Source organism: Sphingopyxis sp. SE2 (assembly GCF_032227185.1).
Taxonomy (GTDB): Bacteria; Pseudomonadota; Alphaproteobacteria; order Sphingomonadales; family Sphingomonadaceae; genus Sphingopyxis.
In genome coordinates, this window is record NZ_JAPMXW010000001.1 from 2,744,499 (window position 1) to 2,770,042 (window position 25,544).

Here is a 25,544-nt window from a genome sequence, read left to right on the forward strand (position 1 = left end):
CATCAATAGGTTGTGAAATCTTTGCCATCGGGCAAACTCGCTTCAGCGCGCGCCGGGCCGGCCGACCCGCATGGCGACCGCGACCCGATTGCCGAGGCCGATGCTCTCGGCTTTCTGCACCGCCAGCTTGACCGGCAACAAATAGCTTCCGTCGCGCGGGAAAAGCGAGGTCGCGAACTCGGTGCCGCCGATCGTCGCCACCACCGGCACCACGCCCCAGCCATAGCTCGCCGTCATCGCGGCATAACGGATCGCGCCGATATGCTCGTCGGGAACGACCGCGAAAAGGAAGGGCGCCGGTCCGCGCCATTCGATGATCTCAGCCCCGAAGCGGAACGTCTCCATCAGTTCCTCGGCGCCTGCCTGCGATAGCTCAATGCCTCCGCGATATGGATGCGACCCACGGATTCGGCGGCCGCAAGGTCGGCGATCGTCCGCGCCACGCGCAGAATCCGCGTATAACCGCGCGCCGAAAGCCGCATCGCCTCGGCCGCCTGGGCGAGCAGCTTGCGCCCGGCTTCGTCGGGTGTCGCGACAGCTTCGAGCAGTTCGCCATCGATCTCGGCATTGGTGCGCGCCTTGTGCCCGGCATAGCGCGCGGTCTGCACATCGCGCGCCGCCGCGACGCGCGCCGCGACTTCGGCGCTGCCCTCGGCGGGCGGCGGCAGGACGAGGTCGGCGGCGCTCACCGCCTGTACTTCGACGTGGAGGTCGATGCGGTCGAGTAAGGGCCCCGACAGCTTCGCCTGATAGTCGGCGGCGCAGCGGGGTGCGCGGCTGCACGCGAGCGCCGCGTCGCCGAGATGGCCGCAGCGGCACGGGTTCATCGCGGCGACGAGCTGGACGCGCGCCGGAAAAGTGACATGGGCGTTGGCGCGCGCGACGCTGACCTCGCCTGTCTCAAGCGGCTGGCGGAGCGAATCGAGCACCCCGCGCTGGAATTCGGGAAGCTCGTCGAGGAAGAGCACGCCGAGATGCGCAAGGCTGACCTCGCCCGGCCGCACCCGCAGCCCGCCGCCAACGAGCGCGGGCATCGACGCCGAATGATGCGGGCTGCGGAACGGGCGCGCGCGGACGAGGCGCCCGCCTTCGAGCGTTCCCGCGACCGAGGCGATCATCGACACTTCGAGCGCCTCGGCGGGCGTCAGGTCGGGGAGGATGCCCGGCATGCACGCCGCCATCAGCGACTTGCCCGCGCCGGGCGGTCCCGACATCATCATATATCGCACTTGGAGACCCCCTTGATGGAGCTTCAATGATGCGGCACGCTTACCCCATGCCCAAGCTATACTCCTACACACGATTTAGCACCGCGGAACAAGGCGAAGGCGATAGCGAACGCCGGCAGATGCAAGCGGCTGCTGAGTTTGCTGCGGCCCGCGGTCTGGAACTCGACGAAGCTTTGAAGATCGCGGATTTCGGCGTATCGGGTTACAGGCTGGCCAATCTATCGCCCGACGCCGGTCTCGGTAAGTTTATGGAAGCCGTCCGCGCGGGGCTGGTTGAACCGGGCTCAATGCTTCTCCTGGAAAGCCTCGACCGCTTTTCACGCGCCGAGCCTGTCGACGTTCAGCACGAACTTACCGGCCTCATTCGAGCCGGTATCGAGATAGCGACGCTCAACGACGGGCGGGTCTATTCACGCGAGAGCTTAGCGAGAGACAATGGCCTGGGGCTCATGATCTCCCTTATGGTCGCCATAAGGGCCCATGAAGAAAGCAAAGCGAAAGGTGATCGCGTCGCCGCGGCTTGGGAAGAGAAGCGCCGTAAGGTCCGCGCGGGCGAGACCAAGCGGCTGACCAAGCGAGCCCCTGCTTGGCTCATATGGGACGCGAAGGCGGAAACATGGGGGATCGACAACGATAAAGCCGAGACGGTCCGCAAGATATTCCAATGGGCCCTGGAGGGACAGGGCGAGCACAAGATCGTCGCACGATTGAACCGTGAGGGCATCCCGACTTTAGGCAGAGGCGAGCAATGGGGCCGCTCCAGTGTTGGAAAAATTCTCCGAAACCGCGCTGTCATTGGCGAGCTCATCCCTGGGAGGATCGAGCATCACGAAGGAAGGAAGCGCAGGGTCCTGGAGGAGCCCGTCAAGGGCGTGTTTCCTGTGATCATTTCCGATGCTGATTGGAACGCCGTGGCGGGCCTAAAGGACGGACATGCGCCGGCACCCAAGGGACGCGGCGCGCTTCGCCCCCTTGCTAATTTGTTGGGCGGGTTGGCTCGCTGCCCGGTTTGCGGCTCAGCAATGACGCGCGTTGTAAAAGGGAAGAAAGGCGGTGCACCGAAACTTGTCTGCACGCGCGCCAAGGCTGGCAACGGGTGTGTCTATCGGGCCGTCCCGCTCGCCGCAGTAGAGGCGGTGATTTTGGGATCGGGAGCCGACCTACTTGCAAATATACCCGCGGGCGATGCTGAAAGCCGGTTGGACGCGAGGGCGCTTGAGCTGGAAAGCAATATCGCCGGGACGCTGGAGCACATGCGCGACCTTGGCGACGCTCTAGAAGCTAGCCCGTCTAAGGCCGGCGCGGCGCGTCTAGCTAAACTCGAACGAGAATTAGAAACTCTCCATGATGCGCTGGTAGCCACCCAGGAACAGAGACGGCTGGTGGATGGCGGGCTAATTACGGCACGAACAGAACGACTTTATGATGCCTTGGAAGCCGGGATTTCTGAGGGTCGGGAAGGGATCAACACGCTGTTGCGCGTGCTGTTTGACTCCGTCACGGTCGACTACGTCCGCAGGGTATTGGTCTTCCGATGGCGGCAAGGCGGTGAGACCGAAATACCATGCGGGTTTGGCGACCTCGTCAATTAGCTCACACTATGTGGAGAAGAGAAACCCCCCATAGCTGGGGATGACGGTTATCCTCGGACCCTTGGGGGGTAAGGGGGGTAAACGTTATGGGTCTATATGATTGAACATAATCATATCCCATATGGTTTCCCTTTTAGAAGACCCATAAACAAGATCACCCATAGAGATCACATTATGATTGGTCTCTAGTGGGGTCTCTCCTCGGGTGGTCTTTCATCGGCACCGCCGATTAAGCTGGTCGACCCATATGTCCCCCCTAAGGGCTCCTGTGAGCTCGCTGAGTAATTGCAGCCCACACCTGCCAATCAACCTGCCCTGCCCCCTTGATACGCTCAAGGGGCCGCCTGAGGGCATCCCAGAGCTTCCATATTTCGCGCAGCGTCTGCCGTGCGCGACTTCCGCCCCCGGCGTCATTCTCGGCCCGCTGGGGGCGGCCTACCCTTCAATGGCCGAGCAATTACAGGAAAACGAAATATGGCCGAGAACGCCAATTCTGACGACGACGAATTTACCGGCATTCCCGATATGCCCTCCGACGATAGCATTCGCTCAGAGGTGATCCGAACGGGAGGCATAGAACATTGGAACCCCCGCGGCGCTACGAGAACAGGCCCGGTCGACTTTACCGCCCTTTCCAAGGACATGGCTAACAAGGTATTGGCTGCTCGACTTGCGATGGGGCCTGGCCCGAACGCGAATGCGTTCCAGCACGCCATCTGGGATCAACATCGGCGCATCGCTGAGCTCGATAACGAACATGATCGAATTGTGAAGCAACTTGACGAGGTTCGGCGCTTCGAGAACGTAGAAGGCAAAGCGGTCCCTATTCCCATGCTTTCGGACCCGCAACGACGCAAAGCTTTGGGCTTGCGACTTGTGGAAATTGCGAAAGAGCAATCGCTAATCGAGGGTGAGCCTGGGCAGAAGAAGTTGAACAAGGCGGTTGCTGAAAGCGTGCTCGCTGAAAAGCGCCGTATCAAACAGGCCTATATCGCCTCTGAAGCCAAACGTCGCGCTGCCGCCTCATTGACAAATGATGCCATTGATCGGCTCGCGGACGGCATCCGAAAGACCGCACCAAGCGCATGACCTCGCGCCTAGCAAACCGGGCGCGTGCAATTAAGCGGAAACGGGCCAGATCCGGCGACAATGCAGCCTACGCCGTCCTCACTCGCGGTAGCTCATCCCCTGACCCCTGGGCGAATATTCCAGCGCATCAGCGGATAACCGTGACAAAGACGCTCGCAAGCGGGGCCATCGTGACGAGCTACGTCGACACCCTCGCTGACCATTTCAAGCCAGCGACGCGGGCTCCTGAAAAGACTTCGGCGCCAGTTCCTCTGGAACAATCGGCGCCAGTTGTCAGGGAAGAGCAACAGCATAACCCCGATAATCCTTGGTCTCTGATTGATAAATCGGATGAAAGAACCATTGGGGATAGCCAGTGACGGCACTGTCTGCGCGTCTCTACGGTTTCGACCTGCGATGGCATCCGGGTTGGGAGCCCCTGCTTCTCGTCATGTCTTAATGGGCCGAATGGCTCAATCCAACAGCACACCTGGCTCTCCACTAGCTCCCGCACAGGGTTGAGCTGTGGAGACCCGCGGCGGCCTCATTGGCCCGCATGGCAGGGGCCTCGAATTGGGGCCGCCGCGTAGCTGCCAACTGCCAACTGCCAACTGCCATAATTGGTGAAAGGAAATATCCTGCCATGTCGAATACCATGAATGAACGCACTTGCGCGAACTGCGGCGGCCCGATGGAGGGTAAGCGTTCTCACGCGCAATATTGCTCAGATCATTGCCGCAGTCTTGCTGCAAATAGACGGCGCTATCACGCTGACCTGGACGCCGCCCGCTCTCGCAATCGAGACAAATATTATCGCATCAAGGCTCGTCGCGAAAACCAGCCGCGTCCTGCCCTGAGCCTTTGGGAGCGATTGCTTTCAGCATTCCGCCGTTTGCTTGCGGTGTATGCTACGAAGTGAGAGGCCGCCACGAAACATCATGCCAAAGCTGTGGCATCACATTTCAGGCCTCTCGCGCGGACGCCAAATACTGTTCCGCCCGGTGTCGCCAAAGAGCCCGTAGGAAACCTCAAGATTTCCGCAGCCGGCTACTTGGAAAAGCACTGAAGGCGGCCGGGTTTCTAATCGGGCCAGTCGGCTCAACCCGCGTGGATGGAAAAATAGAACCCGTCCTAGGCTTGTTGATCCCCCGCGCCGCGGCGCTTGTCGAGCTCAACCACTTTCTAAACATGCCTGAGCAATATACGGAGGCTGAGCTTTCAGCCGTATTGCGGTCTGAAAACATCATAGATTACAGCGCCGGTGCCTCGAATGAGGCGACTGGTGATCGCGGCAAGCGGCGTCGACGTTCTGGCTAAAGTCCGTAAGCGCAATAGGCGGACCTTAACCGACCGCGAGTTCGCCGCACTCAAAGATATCCGTCGAGCGACGTCTAAAGCCAAAGGCTCAGATTATTCCGAAATCCGAGCCGCCTTTCACACCTTCCTTACGGCTGAGAGAGGCGCTCCCAGTCCGAAAGATACTTAGGGTCCGATGACTAAGTTTCGGGCCTTGTCCCGTAAGGTCCCTGAACGATCCACACCCAACTCAAGGAGCCCGTAGAGGCTTCGGCAGCCTGTCCCTTGTGGGAAGACATAAGAGCCTTGATGGCCCTTCTCGACCCACAAGGGGCCATCGTGCCCACTTCGGGTAGAACCAAAAGCGGCTCATCGACGCGCCGACATTCTCGTCGCTAGCTGTGACAATTCGGCGCGGCGCTGCCTTACATATACCGCCCCCGATTTTGTCACAAATTACGGCGGTGAAACCCGCAGAAATGTGTGGGTAAGATATCGAGTTTTGAGGAGCCTCGGGTCGCTGTGTTTAGACCCTGACCTCCCCTGCCAGAAAGATCATATATGGATTATCCATTCGCTCACATTGCGAGCCGAATGAAGACCGAACTCGCGCGCGATAGGTTCGCGGAGCGAGTGCTTCACAATTCCGGCCGCTATGAATTGTTGCGCCGTGCCTACGAACACCATGCGGACACCTCGCTGCCGACGCGTGGGGTCCAGCCGACTAGCGCCAATTCGGAAGGAGACAGCAATGCCTCTCACTCCTGAAGAACAACGCGAATTAGAGTTTCTAGAGAGCCTCTATGGTCCTCAGACTGAGGATGAGAAAGGGGTCGAAAAGGCTGAAGCCTTCCGCACCATGGCCTCGCGGCCGGTGAAGAAGGACACCGCTCGCCCCTTCTCTTTCCAGCGCGCCTTTGGTGGCGGTCTTCGTGATGCCATTCAAGGCATCTTCGATACCGCACAGGACTACCAAGCGTCCCGAAATATGCTGGTAGCGAACCTCACTGACGCCATAATCACCCCTGAGGCTGGCGAAGTGTCCGCATCACAGTATGCAAAGCTTGTTGCAGAAGGCACGCGGTTCACTCTGCCCAACTTCAAGGGCTCTGAGGACGCGGGCTGGGCGGAGAGCGCGGTGCGCGGTATCACGTCCTGGGCGATCCCCTTCAGCGGGTTCGCTAAGGCGGCCTCTACGCTGCGCAGCACCACGATCCTGGGCCGACTGGGTCAGGGCCTGGCGGCTGGCGCCGCGGCTGATTTCGTTCAGTTCGATCCTGTGGCCGGTAATATGGCCAATGTCCTCCGTGATGGGTTCGGGATAGACAACGAAATGTTGAGCTCGCTGGCGGCCGAAGAGGATGATACGGCGCTTATGCAGCGGTTTAAGGCCGCAGCCGCGGGCGCCCCTTTGGGCATCGTCGGTGACGCGGCCTTTGAGGCCGGCGGTCGTCTCTTGAAAGCCTATCGAGGCTGGAAAGGTTCGGTCGATGAGGCTTCGGCTATCGTCGAGAACCTGAAGAAAGGTCCGATTGAGATCGACCGACCCAAGTTGCTGACCCAAGCGGCGCGTGACGTCGGTGTGGTTGACGATGCTGGGGCCGCAGCAGCGCGTGGGGCCGATGAAGGCGATATCCCGCTGGTCGAGGCCGATGAAATACTCGATCCAGTTGACGCTGAGCTCGGGCTGAAGAGCCGCGAGTTCGATGACTTCGATGATATCCTGGATTTCTTGAAGTCCAAGGCTGGCGATCCTGACCTGAGCGATGCTGCGATAGAGCGAATGGCTCTCCATCTCCTCGAAGGTGACCCAGAGAACGCCTTAGCCCGCCTTGGGATCGACCCATTGAAGATCGACTTCTCCAAGTGGGACAACGAGGCTCTCCTTGGTCGGCTCCATAAGGGCCTTGGGGAAATCTATGAGACCCTTGCCTCCCGCCTGGGTCGCTCGAATATCCGGGTTTCAGAGCTCGCCATCGTGCGCGGGGCGGAAGCCCTGGGCTCCGATCCTGGCGTCCTGAAGACCCTTTACAAAGCCACAGAGAACCTCCCGGAGCTCCTGATGGGCGCCCGTCTCTTCGTAGGCGCGCACTCGACGAAACTCCTAGCCACCGCAGAGGCCGCATTGGCGGACCTTAAGGCGGGTAAGGGGACCGGCGAAGCCTGGACCTCCTTCCTGGAAGCGTTCTCGCGCCAAGCCTACTACCTCGGGACGCTCCGCGGTGCAGGCTCTGAGATCGCGCGGGCACTTAGGTCGCTCCAAACGGTCCCGAGCGCCGGCAAGCGGCTGGCCGCCAAGGTTCTGGTCGACGCTGACACCAATGAGGCAGCAATCCAGCGGCTGGGTGGTGGCGGTGACGGGTTCGCAGATGCGTCCCGCACCTTTGCCGACACGCTCAACACCGATGCTGAGCGCATCCAGGCTCTACAGCGCCTTATCGATCTCCGCGGTGACGCAGGGGAGCTCTCGCGGACCACGCGGGAGATGATGAGCAACAGTGGTCAGCGGATCACCCAAGCCTACCGCGAGACGGTTGGCAACCTGTTCACGCCGGCCACTGGTCTGGCGAACGCGGGGAGCGGTATCAGCTTCCTAGCCATGAACGGGCTCGGCAAGATCACCGCGGCGATCGCTCGAACGCCTGGCCTTCTTGCCGGCGGTCGGGCCGCTTTCGAGGCCAAACGGGCCGCTTATGAAGCATGGGCCTACAACGAAGCCTTGATCAACGGCTGGGGCGTTGCTTTCCGTGAGACTTGGAAACTGCTTCAGCGTGAGGGGATATCAGAGGCCGCAGTCAATTTAGACGGACTTGGGCTAAGCAAGCTTGCAACGAAGGCGGCGGCAAAGTCTTCAGACATAGGGCTGGAGATGGTCGAGCACTTCGAGCGCGCCGATGTTGTCCATACGAAGCGTTTCGCTTTGACTTCGGCAGAGACCCGGACGCTAGAAAATTGGGCGACCGAGAACTCTGGGTTCAGCTTTATTGAAGCCGGGTTGCGAGGTCTGATCCGATCCGTTGGGAGTGTGATAAATGCCGCGGGTTCAGTGACGCGGACGGGCACGACCCTCTTCATCAATGCCCCTGATCAACTTGTTGGAACCATCGCGGTCCAAGCAGGCGCCAAAGCGCAGGCCGTAAGGCTAGCCGCGGCGGAGGCGGCGGAGCTAGGTCTTACCGGCAAAGAGCTCCGGGAATACCTCAAGGCCCGCACGGTGCAGTTATATGGCCATGGCCCTGAAACATGGGGAAGCAATGGCTCTCTGGCTGGCGAGCGTTACATCATGGCCCGCGCCGGCGAAACGGAAGCTAAGTCGGTCCTCTTCCAAGATGATTTAGAGACGGTGTGGCTCAGGGGTGCTGATGCTTTCCTCGCCAGAAATGGTGGGATCGTATCTAGCACCCTCATGCCGTTCTTTAGAACGCCCGCGCGCATCATTGAGCGAACGGCAATCGACTTCACACCGCTTGGCCTCGTCAAAGAACGTATCCGCAAAGCAATCGCAGCGGGTGGCCCTCAGCGCGACGAAGCTGTGACCCGAATGGCCCTGTCGGCAGTCGTGATGACTGTTGCGTTCAATCTCGCTGACGAAGACGCCGATGGAGACAGGAGCTTGGTGGGTTATGATGGCGGCTTCCGCAGCACAGCCCGCGACGCTGATCGTCCAAGCTACTCGATCAAGGTCGGGGATGATGCTTTGGAGTTCAACAGGCTTGACCCCTTGGGCACCCTCCTGGGGATGGCCGCAGACCTTCGGGCTTTCTATGATGCCGCTGAGGAAAGCCCGCAGCGCGACAGCACGATAGCTGAAGGGTTGGAGGCGATCTTTTGGTCCTTGAACCGCAACGTTCTCTCCAAGACCTGGCTAACGTCGCTGGACGGCATCATGCAGATCGTCACCGCGAAAAGTGCTGAAGAGCTTGCAGATGCAAAAAGGCGCTTCGCCGTGAACGCGGCGGGGCGTATTGTCCCCGGTGCCGGTATTCAGAAGACCGCGGAAGGCATTACTGACGGAAATATGCGCGAAGCGCGCACCTTCGTTGATGGCCTCCTTCGGGCCTCGCTGGGCGCCGACCAACTCCCCATTAAGCGGGACTTCCTGGGTCGACCGTTGCGTCTTACCGAACAAGAACGGATCACCGGACTGAAGGGAGGCATCCAGCCTTGGGAGGGTGATGATCCGTTGAACGCGGAGATGGCCAAGCTGTCTCTGACCACAGCGAAACCCGCGTGGACCCAGGACGGCGTCACGCTGACGCCTACGCAATACTCTCGGCTCCTTGAGATACGTGGGCAGGAGGTGGTCGACCCGGCGACGGGCATGACGATGCAGCAGGCGCTGGACACTCTGATCCAGATGGAAGGCTATGACGAACTCCCCCGGCCGGCCAAGGTCGAAGCCTGGCGGGAGGTGATCAGCGGTTACACGGCGCTGGCGAAGGGACCCATGGTTGATGAGTTCCCTGAGTTGGGCCGCGAATGGCTTAAAACAAAGGTCTGGGGTGATGCGGCTCGCGAGGGCTGGCAACCAGACAGACGTGACCGAGAGCTCCAGAAACTAAAGGCGGACCTCGGGCTCTAAGCGCACTATGGAGGCGGCTACGTCGGGATTGGTCTCGGCGTGGCTTGCCGCCCTAGCGTGCTCGATAGGAGCACATGAGGATACATAAGGTGTCTTCATGTGTTCTTCATGTAGATAATCCATAATCTATATCATAATACAATCATAAGGGTTCACTTAGAGTGAACATTATGTTGAACCTTATGGGATCATTATGTCTAACATAAAGATAACATAGGGGGCTCTCCAACTACTGCGTGCCAATTAACACCGTAGGTTGGAGAGCCTTGGATTTGCTGGCCTTAGGGGTTATTATCCTGGGGTGGTCTTACCCAAGTATGTGCCTGGGGGAGACTTGGTGAGCCTAAAACGTTGCGCCCGCACCCCCGAGCAAGCCGAGAAGCCGGCCACCGGCGCCGACCTTCAAGGCCGTCCAGGTTCTCATAAGGTTTCAGAAAGGGCACGTTCGGCATCGAACGGGAAACTGCCGATTGCTTTTGGTGCAAAAATCCGAAGCCCCATATACGTGTGTTCGTCGACCGCATTCCCCCATGGGGGTGCCGCCCGGTGACACAGCCTGACGCGCTTTGCTGTCACACTAAAGCCAATGCGCGCCCGTCTTCCCGCCTTAGATGACATAAGGGATGGCATGGCGGCTTGATCATGGGAGCCTCATGGGTCGAAAGGGCGAGGCATGGGCGTAGGCCGCGCTTCGCTTGCGGCGCCTGTCGGGGCGCTATGGATCGCCAAGGTTGCGGACCTGATCTCCTTCCACAATCCCGCTCATAAGCTGGCTCGGTTTGATATTTTGCTTGCCTCTTGACATGTCTGCCCTTCTGTTCCATATTGCCTATCGGTCATTAGGCCAAATGGAACAAGAGGAGGAATTACCATGTCTATCGTCAAGCTAGCCGCTGATCGCGCCATTGCCGTGCGCGCTAACGCTGAAGTTGTCCGCGCCTCGCGTATCCGGGATGCCATCTATGGTATCGTAGGTATCGAGGCGGTGGACCGTCGCGCCATGCGTTCCACGCCCGCATTGCCAAAGGCGCGGTCATCGGAAATGCAACGTGCTTTAGAGCTAGCTGGGCACGCCAAGCGCCTCATTGGGGTGAGCCTATGAAGGCCGTCGCCTACTATCGAGTATCAACTGCCGCGCAGGGGCGTTCGGGGCTTGGCCTCGACGCTCAGCGGAAGGCCGTCGCGGACTTATGCAGCGCGCGCGGTTGGGAGTTGATCGCGGAATATACCGAGATTGAAAGCGGCAAGCGGAACAATCGCCCCGAGCTCTCAGAAGCCTTGCGGCGGGCCAAGCTAACAGGTGCAACCTTGGTGGTAGCCAAGCTGGATCGCCTATCACGGTCCGTTGCGTTCCTGTCCGCGCTGCAAGAAAGCGGCGCGAACTTCGTTGCGGCGGACATGCCGGAAGCGAATGAGCTTACTGTCCATATTCTAGCCGCCGTCGCCCAAGCTGAGCGCAAGGCCATCTCTCGGCGCACCAAAGAAGCCCTAGAGGCCGCAAAGGCTCGCGGGATCAAGCTAGGTAACCCCAATGGTGCGGCACCACTTCGCCGCGCGGGAAAGGGCAACAGTGCGGCCGTAGCTGCACGCCAAGCGGCTCTTAATGAGCGATGTGCGGAGCTGTCCGATGAAATCGCAGCGATACGCCAAGAGGGCGCAAAGAGCCTTAGAGAGATCGCGGCGGCCCTTAACGCTCGCCATATTGAAGCCCCTCGCGGCGGCTTATGGCATCCTCCGGCAGTCGCGCGGTTGCTTAAGAGGCTGGAGGTCCAAAAATCGACCTAGTGCGGCGCCTATCGCCCCAATACGCGCATTCGGCGGCCTCAATCACGGCGGCGATTGTTTGCCTTGTCCGTCCGTCACCCCCTGCTTTTTTTGTTCAGGCGCCGCGCCAAGCCATAAGCGCCACAATGACCACCATAACCGCCCCTAAGGAGAATGAGCGCCGCCATGCCGCGAGCCCGACGCCAAGCGTCGCGGGCAATATTGCCCCGACAAGGGAATATATGCCGGTCCTGCTAAAGCTCCCTGCCAAGCCGTCAGCGGCAGCATTGAGGGCGCCCCAAGGTATCATTGCGACCGCGCCCAAAGCGTAGATCAGGGCCGCCTCGTATAACGTTATCCTAGGGCGCTTCGCCCCGCCGGTTGCGGCGCCAGTAGGCACATCGCCGTTTGCTTCGAGTTCGTTCATGCTGTTCCCCATCTTCGCCGACGCCGCGCATGTCCCTGACAAGTTATCTGTGACAAAATGGCCTATCCTATCCTAGGATACCCCCGCCGTTCAGATTGCGCTGTAAGACCCCTTTTTGGGCAATCTAGAGGCAAATGATAGCCAGCCGGCCACCCCATCAATCTACCATAGAGTTCCCATGAAGCGACCCTCAGCTATTCAGATCGAATTTGTGCTGGTTCTCTTAATGTCGGTCGCCGGGATCGTTATGTTCGTTATAGGCTTATTCTAAGGTTGATTGGCTTCCTTAGCGCCGCTTTGCTTTCGCAGTGACGATAGAGCGCCTAAGAGCTTGTCATATTGATAGCCAGCCTTGACTATCTCCTTTGCAAGCATGACTGCGACCGCAGCTTCCTGGGCTCCCACTTTGTCATAAGTTGCTGCTTCCACATGGGCAGCGTCGTTTCCAAGCAAGCGAAGTTCGTCCATAGCGGCGAGGAGCGCAGCGGGTAGCGTCATAACTGTCCCTAAGCTGGCTATGCGTTCCTTGAGATTTTTCCCTGTGGCGCCTTTGTCTTTACAGACCTCTTCGATAGTGCGCCGCACCATTAAGGCAGACGCGCGGAAGCACCCAGCTGCGTGGCAGGAGATCGCTTCTTCCAAGCTCGTCGCTATAACCTCGGGCAGGCCGTCAGCGTCAAAATCGATACGCTCTCGGGGCAGGCTATGGAGAACTTTCGTTCCCGACGAGATGATAAAAACCGGAGCCCGGCAACCAGCGTTCGGGCAAAATCTGATAGACGCATTCACTACCCGCCCTACGGCGCCCGCATCCGTCTGATGTTCTACTTGATATTGCCATCCCTGAGGAATTTGGAATGTCCCTACATGGCTACAGTGCGGGCATTTCAAGGTTACGTTCGCCGGCGCTTCAGCGCCTGCTGAGCCTCGCGCACCTAGTTTAGCAATTGGCACGCTGGACCAGTCGAACTCCCGCGAGCCTTGAGCTATTAGTTGAGACACCCCTGCATACCTCCCTTTCAACCGACTTATCGCTGTTCCGCCTTCAGATGAGAGGCCTAGACAATGCAGCGTCCACCATAGCCGCCCATATTCTCATCGTAAGAGGTCTACGCGCAGGCAAGCTTTCTATATGAGCCTCGCCCGCAATCGTCATGGCCTCATCCGGCGCTCGGATCGCACCCAATACCGCGCGAGCTTCCGGGAGATAGTCCTGCCAGAGCGGCTTGCCATCCATCATGGCATCCTCAGGGTGGCCGTCGAGGTGACATAGTGCGCGTGCGGCGCGCTCAAGGGCGGGCTTGCTCATTGGGGCGATATACTCCCATTGCGTCCCTGTCTCGATAGATAATTATCTGTAACAAAATGACGGAGACCATATCAGGGCACCTCCGAGCTTAACTTCGCGCTGTGAGGGCAGTTTCTGGGCAATCTAGGCCGCGTTGACAAAAGACTTCAACCATAGGCGCACGGCAGCGAGGTTGAGGAAGCTCTCGAAGGACAGGATGGTCTTGTCGTAACGGGTGGCGATGCGTCGCTGCTGCTTGAGTTTGCCGAACATGCGTTCGATGCGGTTGCGATCCTTGTAGCGCCGATAGTCAGGATGTTCGGGGGCCTTGCGGTTCGAGCGCGGCGGGATGATCGGCAGGATGCCCTGGATCAAGAGGCTTTCGCGGAAGCGATCACCGTCATAGCCTTTGTCGGCGAGCAGCGCCTTGGGCTTGGCGACCGGGATTTTCATCAGCGGTTCGGCGGCGGCGTAATCCGATGCTTCACCGCCGGTCAGGAGGAAGCCGAGAGGGCGTCCCTGATTGTCCGAGCGGGCGTGGACCTTGCACGTAAAGCCGCCGCGTGATCGACCAAAAGCGTTCGCAGCATCCCCCCTTTTCCGCCCACTGCCGAGACATGGCCGCGAACCGTGGTACTGTCGATCATGTGCTGCCAGTCGTCGGTGAGCCCCAGATCGACCAGCGTTTGCAGCAGGCCATCCCAAACCCCTTGTTCGGCCCAGCGCCGGAACCGGACATAGACCGAGTTCCACTTGCCATAGCGCTCGTGCATGTCCCGCCAGGGACAGCCGACCCGCAAAACATGCAGCATCCCGTTCAGGAACCGTCGGTTGTCGCCCGCCGGACGCGCCCAGCGTCCCCGCTCAGATGGCAACAGCGGTCCGATCAGCGCCCATTCCCCGTCCGACAAATCCCCGCGACCCATGGCTGCTCCCCAAAAAACAGCTCTGAATCAGAACTAGACCCGTTTGGGAATCCCTTTTGTCAACACGGCCTAGACACATATCAGGCCGCCGTTACAAGTTCGGCTTTGTTATTATGGACGCTACTTCTTTTCCAGAATAGTGTTTAGGGTCAATTCTTCACAACCACGTCGGGGGCAACATTGGCTGCGCTAGAGGATATTTGGCAAGACGACACACTGGGACGGCGGCATGACGGGGACACGGTATATCGGTTCCTGATGGGACAGATCGAAGCTCGCCGCGCGCGGGGCGCTGTCGCCTCATACGTGTTGAACATCGATGCCGCATGGGGGCACGGCAAGAGCTACTTTCTCGACCGTTTCGCCACTCAGCTAGAGCTCTCCGGCCATGTCGTTGCCCGCGTGAATGCTTGGGAAAACGACCTAACTAATGAGCCGATGATAGCTGTAATGGCGGCGATAGAGGATGCCCTTAAGGACCACCTATCGACCCCCTCGAAAGTCCAACGCAAATGGAAGGCGCTGGTAAAATCGAGCGGTCCCCTCGCGGTTTCGCTGGTGCGCGGTGTGGCTACTAGCCTTCTCAAGAAGCATACGGACACCTTTTTAGAAGACGTTGGCGATGCCCTTAACGGGGAACCGATGTCAACCACCGCTTCAGAGGATGCGGACGACTCCGCCATTGGCGAGGGCGTGGCTGCGGTCGTTGAGAAACTCGGGGATGACTTCGCTTCTGGCTTGATCGAAGCCCATAAGCAGCAGCTAAATTCCATAAAAACCTTTCGTGCTAATCTGGCGTCTATGTCCGCGAGTTTGCGCGAAAGCATGGGGACGGACTCTCTCATATTTATTCTCGTAGATGAACTCGACCGATGCCGGCCGAGCCACGCCATCGACCTCTTGGAGGCTGTAAAACACCTCTTCAACACCGACGGCATCGTCTTCGTCGTGGCGACAAACACCGACCAACTCTCGGCATCGGTGAAGGCGGTCTACGGGAATGACTTCAACGCGAAGACTTACCTTCTCCGCTTTTTCGACCGCACATTTAGGTTTCGAGACGCGGAGCCGAAGATATTCATTGGCCACCTGTTCAAACTACACGGGATCGACCCCGCCCCTCTTTCAAGATTTCAAATGGACAGCATCGAGTTGAGCGCGGCTTATTTCTCGATCTTTGATATGTCGTTGAGGGATATCGAACAGTGCTTTGAGATTTTCGCCACGGTGCACACCCTATGGGAAAGCAAAGTGCCGTTGCAGCTTCCCCTACTCTGGCCGATGATTTGTATGTATCATACCGGACGGGAACAGGCGTTCGAACTCCTCTGCGGTCAGCCGTCGCGTGCTGAAATCGATTCTGTGTTTCCCACCAACCGAATCCTGCTTTCGCAGAAAGAGCACGATCTCCCCCGCCGAGAAATAGTGACAAAGTCAATCGAGGCCAAAGGTTTAACGCAGTGCTTCATGAGCGGCTTTACGAAGCCCCTCCATAATTTGGTGGACGCCTCGACCGGATCGCTGGCAAGACGCGCTGCCGCTGATTACTTTGCCGCAGAGCTAAGCCAGCTACACGGGAATCGCTACAACCCGGCCGACCCGCCCTATTCCGTTATTCGACAATACCGAGATTTGGTTAAGCTGGCCGTGCAATTCAAACAGTCTGAGCCTACCGACGCGCTTTGACAGCCGCCGTCGCCAAATAGCGCGAAACTAGCGGGCCGCGACTGTTATTGAAATTAGAGAGGCGCCGCCACGTCGGTGAAATCTGTTGGTTGTTGGTAAGGAATTTCGGCCTATAGCGGTTGGCAGATAGTAGTTCGGAGGGGGGAATTGATGAGATTGACCGCTATAATGATTGCTGCGCTTGCCTCACCGGCCACAGCGCAAGCGGAACCTGTGTGGGACAAGGTAGAATTTGGGATGACGCGCACGCAGGTGGAGGCGCTCTATCCGAAATCCTCGAAGGTAGACTACCAAAAGAAGGCAATCGAGATTAGCGACATTCCGATCATCGCTAAATGTAATGCCGAAGTGAACATCAGGTTCGACGACAGCGATACCGTTCATCAAGTCATGATCGCGGGCGACCCTAGCCTCGGCGGGCGCTGCTCGCGCGATGTGCTGGCCGCTCTATCGGCTAAATATGGCGAGCCCCTCAATCGCGATACCAGCGATGGCTCAATCCTCGCCCGCCAAGGGAAAATATTCACATGGACGCGCCCCGGCGGCGTCACCATGCAGTTCAAGAAGTTTGAAAACGGGGGCTTTGGAGGCGGAGGTCTAGGCAAGGCATCGTGGGAACTGACCTACTCGAAACTTGGTGAACTGATTGGGCTATAGCTGGAGGTTCCGGCCTCCTAATCTGTCGAGCCGGCTGTCCCGGCTATGCTCCGCGGCTCGATAGGAACTACGACGGCATAGGTTGCGGATAGACCCTTATTCGGGGAAGGGTCTTTACGTTTCCAACATCATCAGATTGTGCGCGCCCGCCGCCGCGATTTCGAGCGCGCGCTTCGCGGTCTCCTGTCCCTTGACCTGCGACAGGTCGGCGGCGCGGACGGGTTCTTCGACTTCGCCGGGCACCGGCGGCGACAGCGGGGCATTGCCCTTGAAATGATTGAGCAGCGACAGGAGGTCGGGGGCGCCGATCACCTCGACATTGCCCGCCCACGCCGCCTCGGGACCCTGGATCGCGGGGCAGATGAGCCCGCGCTCGACGCTGCCCGCGTGGATCGCGGCAAGCAGCACGCCGGGCGACGGTGCGACGCGGCCGTCGAGGCCGAGCTCGCCGACGACGACATAGGAAGCGAGCGTCTCGGGGTCGATCACGCCCATTGCGCCGAGGAGCGCGAGCGCGATGGGGAGGTCGTAGTGCGAGCCTTCCTTGGGCAGGTCGGCGGGCGAGAGGTTGACGGTGATGACCTTGGGCGGGAGCGACAGGCCGATCGCGGCGATCGCGGCGCGGACGCGCTCGCGGCTTTCGCCGACCGCCTTGTCGGGCAGGCCGACGACGACGAAGCGCGGGACGCCCGGCGTGATCTGGCACTGCACCTCGACCCCGCGGGCTTCGATGCCGAGATAGGCGGTGGTTGAGACGATCGCGACCATATTTTCCCCCGGAACCGCACGATGTGCCCCCTTTGTTCCGAGGGCCTTTTTAGGCGAAGTGGCGGGAAGGTCGAGTCTTTTTCGGAAGGTGACGAAGGTGCCGCGGAGCTTGGGCCCGATCGCCGTTTGACAACATACCAACTAGTCGGTATGTTGATTCGCATGACGACGACGAATCGCCCTTCCTCTTCCTCCGCAGCGAGCCCCGCAGCCGCCGCCCGCGTCCCCTCGGCGGGCGGCGGCACCCCGGGCCAGCGCGCGCCGCGCGGCAGCGCCCGCGCCAAGCTGATCGCGGCGGCGCACGCGATGGTGCGCAAACAGGGCTATGCGGCGACGACGGTCGACCAGATCTGCGCCGAAGCGGGCGTGACCAAGGGCGCCTTTTTCCACCATTTCGCGTCGAAGGAGGATCTGGCGGTCGCGGCGGCCGAGGGCTGGACCGACCGGGCGCGCCCGATGTTCGAGATGCCGCCGCACGTCCACCTCGACGATCCGCTGGCCCGGCTGCTCGGCCATATCGATTTCCGCCTTGCGATGCTCGACGGCCCGACCGAAGATTACACCTGCTTCGTCGGCACGATGGTGCAGGAAGCCTATGCGACGAGCGACCGGATCCGCGCCGCGTGCGAGGCGAGCATCAACGCCTATTGCGAAGCGCTCGCGCCCGACATCCAGGCGACGATCGATCTTTATGGCGCGCCCGGGGACGTCACCGCGATCGGCCTCGCCCAGCATATCCAGTCGGTGCTGCAGGGCAGCTTCGTTCTGGCGAAAACGACGAACGATCCGGCGATTGCGCGCGAGAGCGTCACCCATCTGAAGCGTTATGTGCGGATGCTGTTCGGCAGCGGAGGCGCGGCATGACGCGACAGGTAATTGCGGCGGCGCGCCGCGCACGCTGACTTCGAACAACCACCACCCCCCAAGGAGAGAGTAAATGCCCCAGATGATTTTCGTGAACCTGCCGGTCACCGACCTGGACAAGTCGAAAGCCTTTTATGAGGCGGTCGGCGCGGCGAACAACCCCGCCTTCACCGACGAGACCGCCGCGTGCATGGTCGTCGCCGAAGGGTCGATCCACGTCATGCTGCTGACCCACGCCAAATGGGCAGACTTCACGACCAAGACGATCCCCGACGCGCACACGACCGCGCAGGTCCTGCTCTGCCTGTCGGCCGACAGCCGCGAAGAGGTCGACGGCCAGGTCGACAAGGCGGTCAAGGCGGGCGGCAAGGCCGACCCGACCCCGACGCAGGATTTCGGCTTCATGTACGGCCGCAGCTTCGAGGACCCCGACGGCCATATCTGGGAAGTGATGTGGATGGACCCCACCGCGATCCCCGCCGGCGAACCCGCCGAAGCGACCGCATAAGCCAAGCCACAGGGAGGAGGAAGAGAATGACCGACGCAGCCCCCGGAAATGGGCCCGGAAAAGGTCAATTGATCGCCGGCCGCGTCCTGAGCGGCCTTGTGATCCTCTTCCTCCTCTTCGATGCCGGGCTCAAGCTGGTGTCGCCCGAAACGGCGATCAAATACAGCCCGCCCGGCCTCGGATGGCCGCTCGAAGTCGGCACGATGCACATGCTCGGTATCCTGCTGCTGATCCCGACCTTGCTTTATATCTGGCCGCGCACCGCCGTGCTCGGCGCGATCCTGATCACCGGCTATCTCGGCGGCGCGATCGCGACGCATCTGCGCATCGACAGCCCGCTGTTCAGCCACACATTGTTCGGCGTCTATCTGGGCGTGATGCTCTGGGCAGGCCTGTGGCTACGTTCGCCCGCATTGCGCTTGCTGATCACCCCCCGACGGGCCTGATCGCCTGTCTCAAAGGCAAACGCGCCTAGTCTCCGTCTAACACGCAAAGAGGATGGTTCGATGATACGACGCTCTCCCCTCCCCACGCTTGCCTCGGCCTTTGCGATGATCGCGGTCGTGGCGACGCTCGCCGCGCTGCCGCAGCCGGCGGCAGCAGAAGCGCCCGGCGCCAGCGAGCGGCCCGCCGCCCCGTCCGCCGGCGCCGTCCGGAACGGCCATGTCGATGTCGCCGGCGCCGCGATCCATTATCAGGTGCACGGCGACCTCGCATCGGGCCGCACCCCGCTGCTCGTCCTCCACGGCGCCTTCATGTCGGCCGATGCGATGAAGCCGCTGATCGATCCGCTCGCCGCGTCGCGGCCGGTGATCGCGGTCGACGCGCGCGGCCATGGCCGCTCGGGCGGCGTCGACGGACCGCTGAGCTATGACCGCATGGCCGACGACACGGCGGCGGTGCTCGACAAGCTCGGCGTCGAAAAGGCCGATGTCCTCGGTTACTCGATGGGCGGTTCGACCGCGGTCGCGCTGGCAGTCGGGCATCCCGACAAGGTCGGCAAGCAGGTGATATTGTCGGCGACCTCGCGGCTCGACGGCTGGTATCCCGAAGTGCTGGCCGGCATTTCCACGCTGACCCCCGACATCTTCGCGGGCAGCCCGATCGACACCGAATATAAGCGCCTGTCGCCCGCGCCCGACAAGTTCCCGAAACTGGTCGCCAATATCAAGGCGCTCGACGCGACGCCGTTCGGCTGGTCCGACGCCGCGGTGCAGGCGATCCCCGGCAAGACGATGGTGATCATCGGCGACGCCGACGGCGTCACGCTCGACCATGCGATCGCGCTGTTCAAGCTGCGCGGCGGCGGCGACGTGGCGGCCGCGACGCAGGGCTTTCTGACCGCGGCGCCGAAGGCGCGGCTCGCGATCCTGCCCGCGACCTCGCACATCGGGATCATGGGCGAAATCCCCGCGATCGCGGCGATGGTCGTGCCCTTTCTCGACGACAAGGCGCCGCCGCCGCCGTCCTTCTAGCGCGGCTTGGCTTCCATCGTCATTCCGGCGGAGGCCGGAATCTCGACGGAGCGGAAGAAAGCAAGGGTGAGATCCCGGCCCCTTGGACTGCCTTGCAGGCGCTCAGGTCAGGCTTCGCCCGGATGACGATAGGAAACAGAAGGAACGATCATGCCCGTGAACCCCGACAGCAACATCGAAGTCACCGCCTTTGACTGGGTCCCCGATTTCGCGCGCGGCTATGTCCGCGACCTTCGCCCGCGCTGGGCGTGCGAGGAAATCGGCCTCGATTATGCCGAACATCTGATCAGCGCGGTCAACCGCCCCGCCGACCATTTCCTGTTCCAGCCATGGGGGCAGGTCCCCGTGCTCTGCGACAATGGCGTGCGATTGTTCGAGAGCGGCGCGATCCTGCTCCACCTTGCCGAAAAGGACGAACGGCTGATGCCGCGCGACGCGCAGGCGCGCGCGAGCACGCTCGCCTGGCTGTTCGCCGCCTATAACAGCGTCGAACCGATGCTGTTCGAGCTCGGCAATGTCGACCTGTTCGCGAAGGACGAGGAGTGGGCGAAGCTGCGCCGGCCGAGCCTGATCGAATTCATCCAGGGCCGGCTCGGCCGCCTTAACGACGCGATGGGCGACAAGGAATATCTGGTCGACGAATTCACCGTCGCCGACATCGCGATGGCGACCGTGCTGCGCGAAGGTGTCGAAGCCGGGCTGATTGCCGAGCAGCCGCGGTTGCAGGCCTATCTCGACCGCTGCCTCGCCCGCCCCGCCTTCCAGCGCGCGATGGACGCGCAGCTGGCCGCCTTCAGCGAAGAAGCGGGACCGCCCGCCGCCTGAAACCCCCTCCCGCCCCCCAAGGAGAGACAAGATGACCTATGTAGAAGGATTTGTGGTCGCGGTGCCGACCGCCAACAAGGAAGCCTATCGCAAACATGCCGCCGAGGCGGCGCCGCTGTTCAAGGAATTCGGCGTCAGCCGCATGGTCGAATGCTGGGGCGACGATGTTCCCGACGGCAAGGTGAACGACTTCAAGGGCGCGGTGCAGGCGAAGCCCGACGAGACCGTCGTGTTCAGCTGGTTCGAATATCCCGACAAGGCGACGCGCGACGCCGCGAACGAAAAGATGATGAGCGATCCCCGGATGCAGAGCATGGGCGAAGCGATGCCGTTCGACGCGAAACGCATGATCATCGGCGGTTTCGATTCGATCGTCGACGACGCCGCGGACGGCAAGATGGGCTATGTCGACGGCTATATCGTTCCCGTCCCCGACGGCAACAAGGACGCCTATCGCACGATGGCACAAAAGGCGTCCGAAGTGTTCCGCGATTATGGCGCGACGCGCGTCGTCGAGGCGTGGAGCGACGACGTTCCCGACGGCAAGGTCACCGACTATGCCCGCGCCGCGCACAGGAAGGATGGCGAGAGCGTCGTCTACAGCTGGGTGGAATGGCCCGACAAGGAAACGCGGGTCGCCGGCTGGGAAAAGATGATGACCGACGAGCGGATGAAGAATGATCCCGCGACCAACCCGTTCGACGGCAAGCGCATGATCTATGGCGGCTTCGCGCCGATCGTCGAGGCGTGAAACGAGGGCGCGGCGGCAGGCCCGTCGCGCCCCGCCCCCCGAAGGAACGAACCATGGCCAAATCCCCCACCGAGGTCGCCAAGGCTGCATTTCAGGCCTATGTCGACGACGATCGCGCCGCCATCGAGGCGCTGATCGCCGACGATCTGGTCTTTACCAGCCCCTATGACAATGGGATCGGCCGCGAGACATATTTCACGCTTTGCTGGCCCAATCACGAAAGAATGGCCGGAGTCGATATCGTCCGCGCGATCGAGTCCGGGAACGAAGCCCTGCTGACCTATGTCGGCCGGATGAAGGACGGGCGCGCCAGCCGAAACACCGAAATCTTCACGATCCGGGATGGGCGTATCCATGCGGTCGAAGTCTATTTCGGCTGGTCGATCCCCCATGATGCGGCGCCCGGCCAGCACAAGAATCCCTGATCAAGGATTTGAAAGGCCAAAAGATGATCACACTCTATGGCACTCCCCCCACCCGCGCCTTGCGCGCGATGTGGCTGCTCAATGAACTCGACCTCGCGCATGAGATCGTCCCCATCGACATCGGCGCCGGTGAAAACCGGACCTCCGAATTTCTCGCGCTCAACCCCGCCGGAAAGCTGCCGGTGCTGGTCGACGGCGATCTGGTGATCAGCGAATCGGCGGCGATCCAGCTCTATCTCGCCGATAAATATGGCGACCGCTTTCCGGGCGGCGGGCTGATCCCCGAGACGGCCGATGATCGCGCGCGCATGCACCACTGGCTGTTCTTCCTGATGACCGAGATCGAGGCGCCGCTGTGGCGGGTCGCCCTGCACAGCTTCCTCTATGCCGAGGACGAGAAATCGGAAGCCGAGATCGCGCTGGCTAAGCGCGACGGCCGGCGGATGATCGCGGTGCTCGAACAGCATATGCAGGGACGCGATTTCATCGTCGGCGGCGCGGTCACCGTGGCCGATTTCAACGCCGCCTTCACGCTCGACTGGGCGAACGAAGAAGGGCTTCTCGACGAAGCTCCCGCGCTCCGCGCCTGGCTGAAGTCGATGTATGCGCGCGCCAAGGCGCCGGTGACGATCGCCGAGGGCATGGCCGCGCTGGAAGCATCGGCGTGATGGCCCGCGCCGACAAGCCTGACATCAAGCGCATCGCATCGTGCCGGTGCGGCGCGGTGACGCTGGAGCTTTCCGGCAAGCCGATCGTCGCGGCGACCTGTTACTGCCATAGCTGTCAGGAGGCGGGCCGTGGCTTCGAGGCGGCACCGGGCGCGCCCGCCGTCGTCGGCGCCGATGGCGGCACGCCCTATGTGCTGATGCGCAAGGACCGCCTCCTATGGCTGTCGGGATCGGACGAACTGGAGGCGCACCGGCTGAAACCCGAGTCGCCGACGCGGCGCTTCGTCGCGCGTTGTTGCAATGCGCCGATCGCGCTCGAATTCACCAAGGGGCATTGGCTCAGCGTCTATTCGGACCGCATCGCCGCAGAAGAGCGGCCGGCGGCCGAGATGCGGACGATCGTCGGCGACCGGCCCGCGGGTGTCGAGCTGCCCGGCGACATCCCCAATTACCGGACGCCGTCGGGCAAGTTCATGTGGCGGCTGCTGAAGGCCTGGGCGGCGATGGGCTTTCGCGCCCCGCCGCTGGAAGCGACGAAGGGATTTGCGCAATGAGCAGGAATATCGCCAAAACCGTCGAACGCGTCGAGATGCGCAGCATAACCAGCCCCGGCTTCGCGCTGAATGTCGACAAGGCGAAATATGACGCGATGAAAGAGGCGCTGCTCGCGGCGGTGCCGAAAGGCCACCCGGGGCTGACTGTCGCCGAGGTCAAGGAAGGCGTGCTGCCGTTGCTGCCCGATGCGCTGTTCCCCGGCGGTGCGAAGGCGGGCTGGTGGCTGAAGGGCGTTCAGCTCGACCTCGAGGCGCGCGGGACGCTCGCGCGCGAAAATACGAAGCCGCTGCGGTTGTACCGGCCATAGGAAAGCAGGAGGTGCAGGACGGGCGCGGCGACTGGCTTTCCCGCTGACCCACGCCCCGACATCTGAGGAGAGAGACGATGAGCAAAGCATCGAACTTCATCTGGTACGAATTGATGACGTCCGACCCCGCGGGCGCGGCGCGCTTTTACGGCGCGGTGGTCGGCTGGACGATCGCCGCGACACGCGATCCCGCGGCGGGCGACGTCGACTATCGCATGATCGTGCGCGGCGACGGCGGCAATGCCGGCGGAGTACTCGCGCTCGGCGCCGACATGCTTGCGGGCGGCGCGCGGCCGGGCTGGATGGGCTATCTCGAGGTCGACGACGTCGATAGCACCCTCGCGGCGATCAAGGCCGACGGCGGCGCGGTGCATATGCCCGCGACCGATCTGCCCGTCGGACGCATCGCGATGGTGTCGGACCCGCAGGGCGCGCATTTCTATGTCATGGATCCGATCCCGCCCGAAGGGATGGAGACACAAGAGAGCGACGTGTTTTCGGTGACCGAGGCGCAGCATATGCGCTGGAACGAGCTCGCGACGAGCGACTCCGACGCGGCGATCGCCTTTTACCGCAAGCATTTCGGCTGGGGGCAGGAGGGCGCGATGGATATGGGGCCGCTCGGTTCCTATCGCTTCCTCCAGCGCGGCGAGGTGATGATCGGCGCGGTGATGCCGCTGATGGAAGGCTATCCGGTGCCGGTGTGGAATTTCTACATCGGCGTCGACGACATCGACCGCGCGCACGCCGCGGTGACCGCGAACGGCGGCACCGTCACCAGCGAGCCGATGGAAATTCCCGGCGGCGAATATGCGATGAACGGCATCGACCCGCAGGGCGCCGCCTTCGGCCTCGTCGGCCCGCGCCGATAACCGGAACCTTCAAGGGGGCGGGGCGGGACCGACTGGTATCCGAGCCTGCGATACGACGACTGAACCCACAGGAAGAGGAGAGAGACGATGGCGAACCCCGCGAATACCGCGCCGACCGGCGGCCTGACCCCGCACATCACGATCCGCGACCGGCGCGCGAAGGAGGCGATCGACTTCTACGCCAAGGCGTTTGGCGCGACCGAAGTCGTGCGCGTTCCCGCCGACGACGGCGAGCGGCTGATGCACGCGCATGTCCATATCAACGGCGCGTCGCTGATGATGCACGACGATTTTCCGGAATATACGGGCGGCCCGGCATCCGAGCCCGCGTCCGTCGTGCTCCATCTGCAGGTCGACGACGCCGACAGCTGGTACGACCGCGCGATCGCCGCGGGGGCGGTGTCGGTGATGGCGCCCGAAAATATGTTCTGGGGGGACCGCTACGCGCAGGTGCGCGACCCGTTCGGCCATCTCTGGTCGATCGGCCACCCGTTGAAAGGAGAAGACGCATGACCAAGACGCCGATGACGCTCTGCCTCTGGTACGAAGGCGATGCCGAGGAGGCCGCGGCCTTTTACGCGAAGACCTTTGCCGACAGCAAAGTCGGCGCGGTCAACCGCGCGCCGGCGGATTCGCCGGGCGGCAAGGAAGGCGATGTGCAGACGGTGGAGTTCACTTTGCTCGGCACGCCGTGCGTGGGGCTCAACGGCCCGCCGATCTTCAAGCACAACGAAGCCTTCTCGTTCCAGGTCCATACCGACACGCAGGAAGAGACCGACCGGCTGTGGAACGCGATCGTCGATAATGGCGGACAGGAAAGCGTGTGCGGCTGGTGCAAGGATAAATGGGGCGTCTCGTGGCAGATCTGCCCGCGCGCGCTCACCGACGCGACGACCGGCAGCGACCGCGCGGCGGCGAAGCGCGCGTTCGAGGCGATGATGACGATGAAGAAGATCGACATCGCGAAGATCGAGGCCGCGGTGCGCGGCGAAGCGGTCGCCTGACGGCCGC

General features: G+C 61.5%; 23 protein-coding genes and 4 pseudogenes. 21 read left to right on the plus strand and 6 right to left on the minus strand.

Going from position 1 to position 25,544, the window contains the following annotated elements:
* Window positions 1–42: 42 nt before the first annotated feature.
* On the minus strand, window positions 43–345 hold the full coding sequence (locus OVY29_RS12985) for a DUF1905 domain-containing protein (RefSeq protein ID WP_037556871.1): 303 nt from the start codon (window positions 343–345) through the stop codon (window positions 43–45).
* Window positions 345–1,217, minus strand: a pseudogene (locus OVY29_RS12990) (YifB family Mg chelatase-like AAA ATPase); the annotation flags it as partial. The pseudogene OVY29_RS12990 and the gene OVY29_RS12985, both read right to left, overlap by 1 nt.
* A 38-nt stretch (window positions 1,218–1,255) precedes the next feature.
* On the opposite strand from OVY29_RS12990, the gene OVY29_RS12995 reads away from it, so the two are divergent.
* The 5 genes from OVY29_RS12995 (at window position 1,256) to OVY29_RS13015 (ending at window position 11,552) form a co-directional block, all read left to right on the plus strand.
* The gene (locus OVY29_RS12995) at window positions 1,256–2,821 is read left to right on the plus strand and encodes a recombinase family protein (protein ID WP_313911552.1); all 1,566 of its coding nucleotides are present in this window, start codon (window positions 1,256–1,258) and stop codon (window positions 2,819–2,821) included.
* Window positions 2,822–3,295: 474 nt separating this feature from the next.
* A complete protein-coding gene (locus tag OVY29_RS13000) occupies window positions 3,296–3,910 on the plus strand; it encodes a hypothetical protein (protein WP_313911553.1) in 615 nt (204 codons plus the stop codon).
* A gap of 2,026 nt (window positions 3,911–5,936) precedes the next feature.
* Window positions 5,937–9,767 (plus strand): hypothetical protein, encoded by a 3,831-nt coding sequence (locus OVY29_RS13005; RefSeq protein WP_313911554.1) that lies wholly within the window; start codon window positions 5,937–5,939, stop codon window positions 9,765–9,767.
* A gap of 871 nt (window positions 9,768–10,638) precedes the next feature.
* Window positions 10,639–10,869: a hypothetical protein gene (locus OVY29_RS13010; protein ID WP_313911555.1), complete on the plus strand. Its 231-nt coding sequence runs from the start codon at window positions 10,639–10,641 to the stop codon at window positions 10,867–10,869.
* Entirely contained in the window at window positions 10,866–11,552 is a 687-nt protein-coding gene (locus OVY29_RS13015) for a recombinase family protein (RefSeq protein WP_313911556.1), read from the plus strand. Before OVY29_RS13010 ends, OVY29_RS13015 begins: the two co-directional genes overlap by 4 nt.
* Window positions 11,553–11,646: 94 nt before the next feature.
* Here OVY29_RS13015 and OVY29_RS13020 read toward each other — a convergent pair whose 3' ends face one another.
* From OVY29_RS13020 to OVY29_RS13030, 3 genes and pseudogenes are all read right to left on the minus strand, one after another.
* Window positions 11,647–11,958: a hypothetical protein gene (locus OVY29_RS13020; protein WP_313911557.1), complete on the minus strand. Its 312-nt coding sequence runs from the start codon at window positions 11,956–11,958 to the stop codon at window positions 11,647–11,649.
* A 267-nt stretch (window positions 11,959–12,225) separates the two neighbouring features.
* Window positions 12,226–12,600 (minus strand): DUF4145 domain-containing protein, encoded by a 375-nt coding sequence (locus tag OVY29_RS13025; RefSeq protein WP_313911558.1) that lies wholly within the window; start codon window positions 12,598–12,600, stop codon window positions 12,226–12,228.
* A 790-nt stretch (window positions 12,601–13,390) separates the two neighbouring features.
* A pseudogene (locus OVY29_RS13030) lies at window positions 13,391–14,172 on the minus strand (IS5 family transposase).
* 258 nt (window positions 14,173–14,430) lie between these two features.
* On the opposite strand from OVY29_RS13030, the gene OVY29_RS13040 reads away from it, so the two are divergent.
* Window positions 14,431–15,858, plus strand: a complete 1,428-nt coding sequence (locus OVY29_RS13040; RefSeq protein WP_313911560.1) for a P-loop NTPase fold protein — start codon at window positions 14,431–14,433, stop codon at window positions 15,856–15,858.
* A gap of 150 nt (window positions 15,859–16,008) precedes the next feature.
* Window positions 16,009–16,515, plus strand: coding sequence for a hypothetical protein (locus tag OVY29_RS13045; RefSeq protein ID WP_313911561.1), 507 nt, complete (start codon window positions 16,009–16,011; stop codon window positions 16,513–16,515).
* A 123-nt stretch (window positions 16,516–16,638) separates the two neighbouring features.
* Here OVY29_RS13045 and OVY29_RS13050 read toward each other — a convergent pair.
* Window positions 16,639–17,283, minus strand: a pseudogene (locus tag OVY29_RS13050) (magnesium chelatase domain-containing protein); the annotation flags it as partial.
* 162 nt (window positions 17,284–17,445) lie between these two features.
* Here OVY29_RS13050 and OVY29_RS13055 point away from each other — a divergent pair.
* The 14 genes and pseudogenes from OVY29_RS13055 (at window position 17,446) to OVY29_RS13120 (ending at window position 25,537) form a co-directional block, all read left to right on the plus strand.
* A complete protein-coding gene (locus OVY29_RS13055) occupies window positions 17,446–18,147 on the plus strand; it encodes a TetR/AcrR family transcriptional regulator (RefSeq protein ID WP_081933178.1) in 702 nt (233 codons plus the stop codon).
* 73 nt (window positions 18,148–18,220) lie between these two features.
* Complete coding sequence (locus OVY29_RS13060; protein WP_037556869.1) at window positions 18,221–18,655, plus strand: VOC family protein; 435 nt, start codon at window positions 18,221–18,223, stop codon at window positions 18,653–18,655.
* A 26-nt stretch (window positions 18,656–18,681) separates the two neighbouring features.
* On the plus strand, window positions 18,682–19,101 hold the full coding sequence (locus tag OVY29_RS13065) for a DoxX family protein (protein WP_052182403.1): 420 nt from the start codon (window positions 18,682–18,684) through the stop codon (window positions 19,099–19,101).
* A 60-nt stretch (window positions 19,102–19,161) separates the two neighbouring features.
* The gene (locus OVY29_RS13070) at window positions 19,162–20,130 is read left to right on the plus strand and encodes an alpha/beta fold hydrolase (protein WP_081933177.1); all 969 of its coding nucleotides are present in this window, start codon (window positions 19,162–19,164) and stop codon (window positions 20,128–20,130) included.
* A gap of 150 nt (window positions 20,131–20,280) precedes the next feature.
* Window positions 20,281–20,955, plus strand: coding sequence for a glutathione S-transferase family protein (locus tag OVY29_RS13075; protein ID WP_037556865.1), 675 nt, complete (start codon window positions 20,281–20,283; stop codon window positions 20,953–20,955).
* A gap of 31 nt (window positions 20,956–20,986) precedes the next feature.
* Window positions 20,987–21,283 (plus strand): annotated as a pseudogene (locus OVY29_RS13080) (DUF1428 domain-containing protein); the annotation flags it as partial.
* A gap of 69 nt (window positions 21,284–21,352) precedes the next feature.
* Window positions 21,353–21,706 carry a DUF1428 domain-containing protein gene (locus tag OVY29_RS13085; RefSeq protein ID WP_235211489.1) on the plus strand — a complete coding sequence of 118 codons (354 nt, stop codon included), beginning with the start codon at window positions 21,353–21,355 and terminating at the stop codon, window positions 21,704–21,706.
* Window positions 21,707–21,759: 53 nt separating this feature from the next.
* Entirely contained in the window at window positions 21,760–22,131 is a 372-nt protein-coding gene (locus OVY29_RS13090; RefSeq protein WP_168707934.1) for a nuclear transport factor 2 family protein, read from the plus strand.
* A 23-nt stretch (window positions 22,132–22,154) separates the two neighbouring features.
* On the plus strand, window positions 22,155–22,799 hold the full coding sequence (locus OVY29_RS13095; RefSeq protein WP_313911562.1) for a glutathione S-transferase family protein: 645 nt from the start codon (window positions 22,155–22,157) through the stop codon (window positions 22,797–22,799).
* Window positions 22,799–23,353: a hypothetical protein gene (locus tag OVY29_RS13100; protein WP_313911563.1), complete on the plus strand. Its 555-nt coding sequence runs from the start codon at window positions 22,799–22,801 to the stop codon at window positions 23,351–23,353. The genes OVY29_RS13095 and OVY29_RS13100 overlap by 1 nt, the downstream gene beginning before the upstream one ends.
* Window positions 23,350–23,661: a DUF6958 family protein gene (locus tag OVY29_RS13105; protein ID WP_313911564.1), complete on the plus strand. Its 312-nt coding sequence runs from the start codon at window positions 23,350–23,352 to the stop codon at window positions 23,659–23,661. The genes OVY29_RS13100 and OVY29_RS13105 overlap by 4 nt, the downstream gene beginning before the upstream one ends.
* 77 nt (window positions 23,662–23,738) lie before the next feature.
* Complete coding sequence (locus tag OVY29_RS13110) at window positions 23,739–24,533, plus strand: VOC family protein (RefSeq protein WP_037554966.1); 795 nt, start codon at window positions 23,739–23,741, stop codon at window positions 24,531–24,533.
* 87 nt (window positions 24,534–24,620) lie between these two features.
* On the plus strand, window positions 24,621–25,046 hold the full coding sequence (locus OVY29_RS13115) for a VOC family protein (RefSeq protein WP_037554964.1): 426 nt from the start codon (window positions 24,621–24,623) through the stop codon (window positions 25,044–25,046).
* On the plus strand, window positions 25,043–25,537 hold the full coding sequence (locus OVY29_RS13120; protein WP_037554963.1) for a VOC family protein: 495 nt from the start codon (window positions 25,043–25,045) through the stop codon (window positions 25,535–25,537). The genes OVY29_RS13115 and OVY29_RS13120 overlap by 4 nt, the downstream gene beginning before the upstream one ends.
* The last annotated feature ends 7 nt before the right edge of the window (window positions 25,538–25,544 follow it).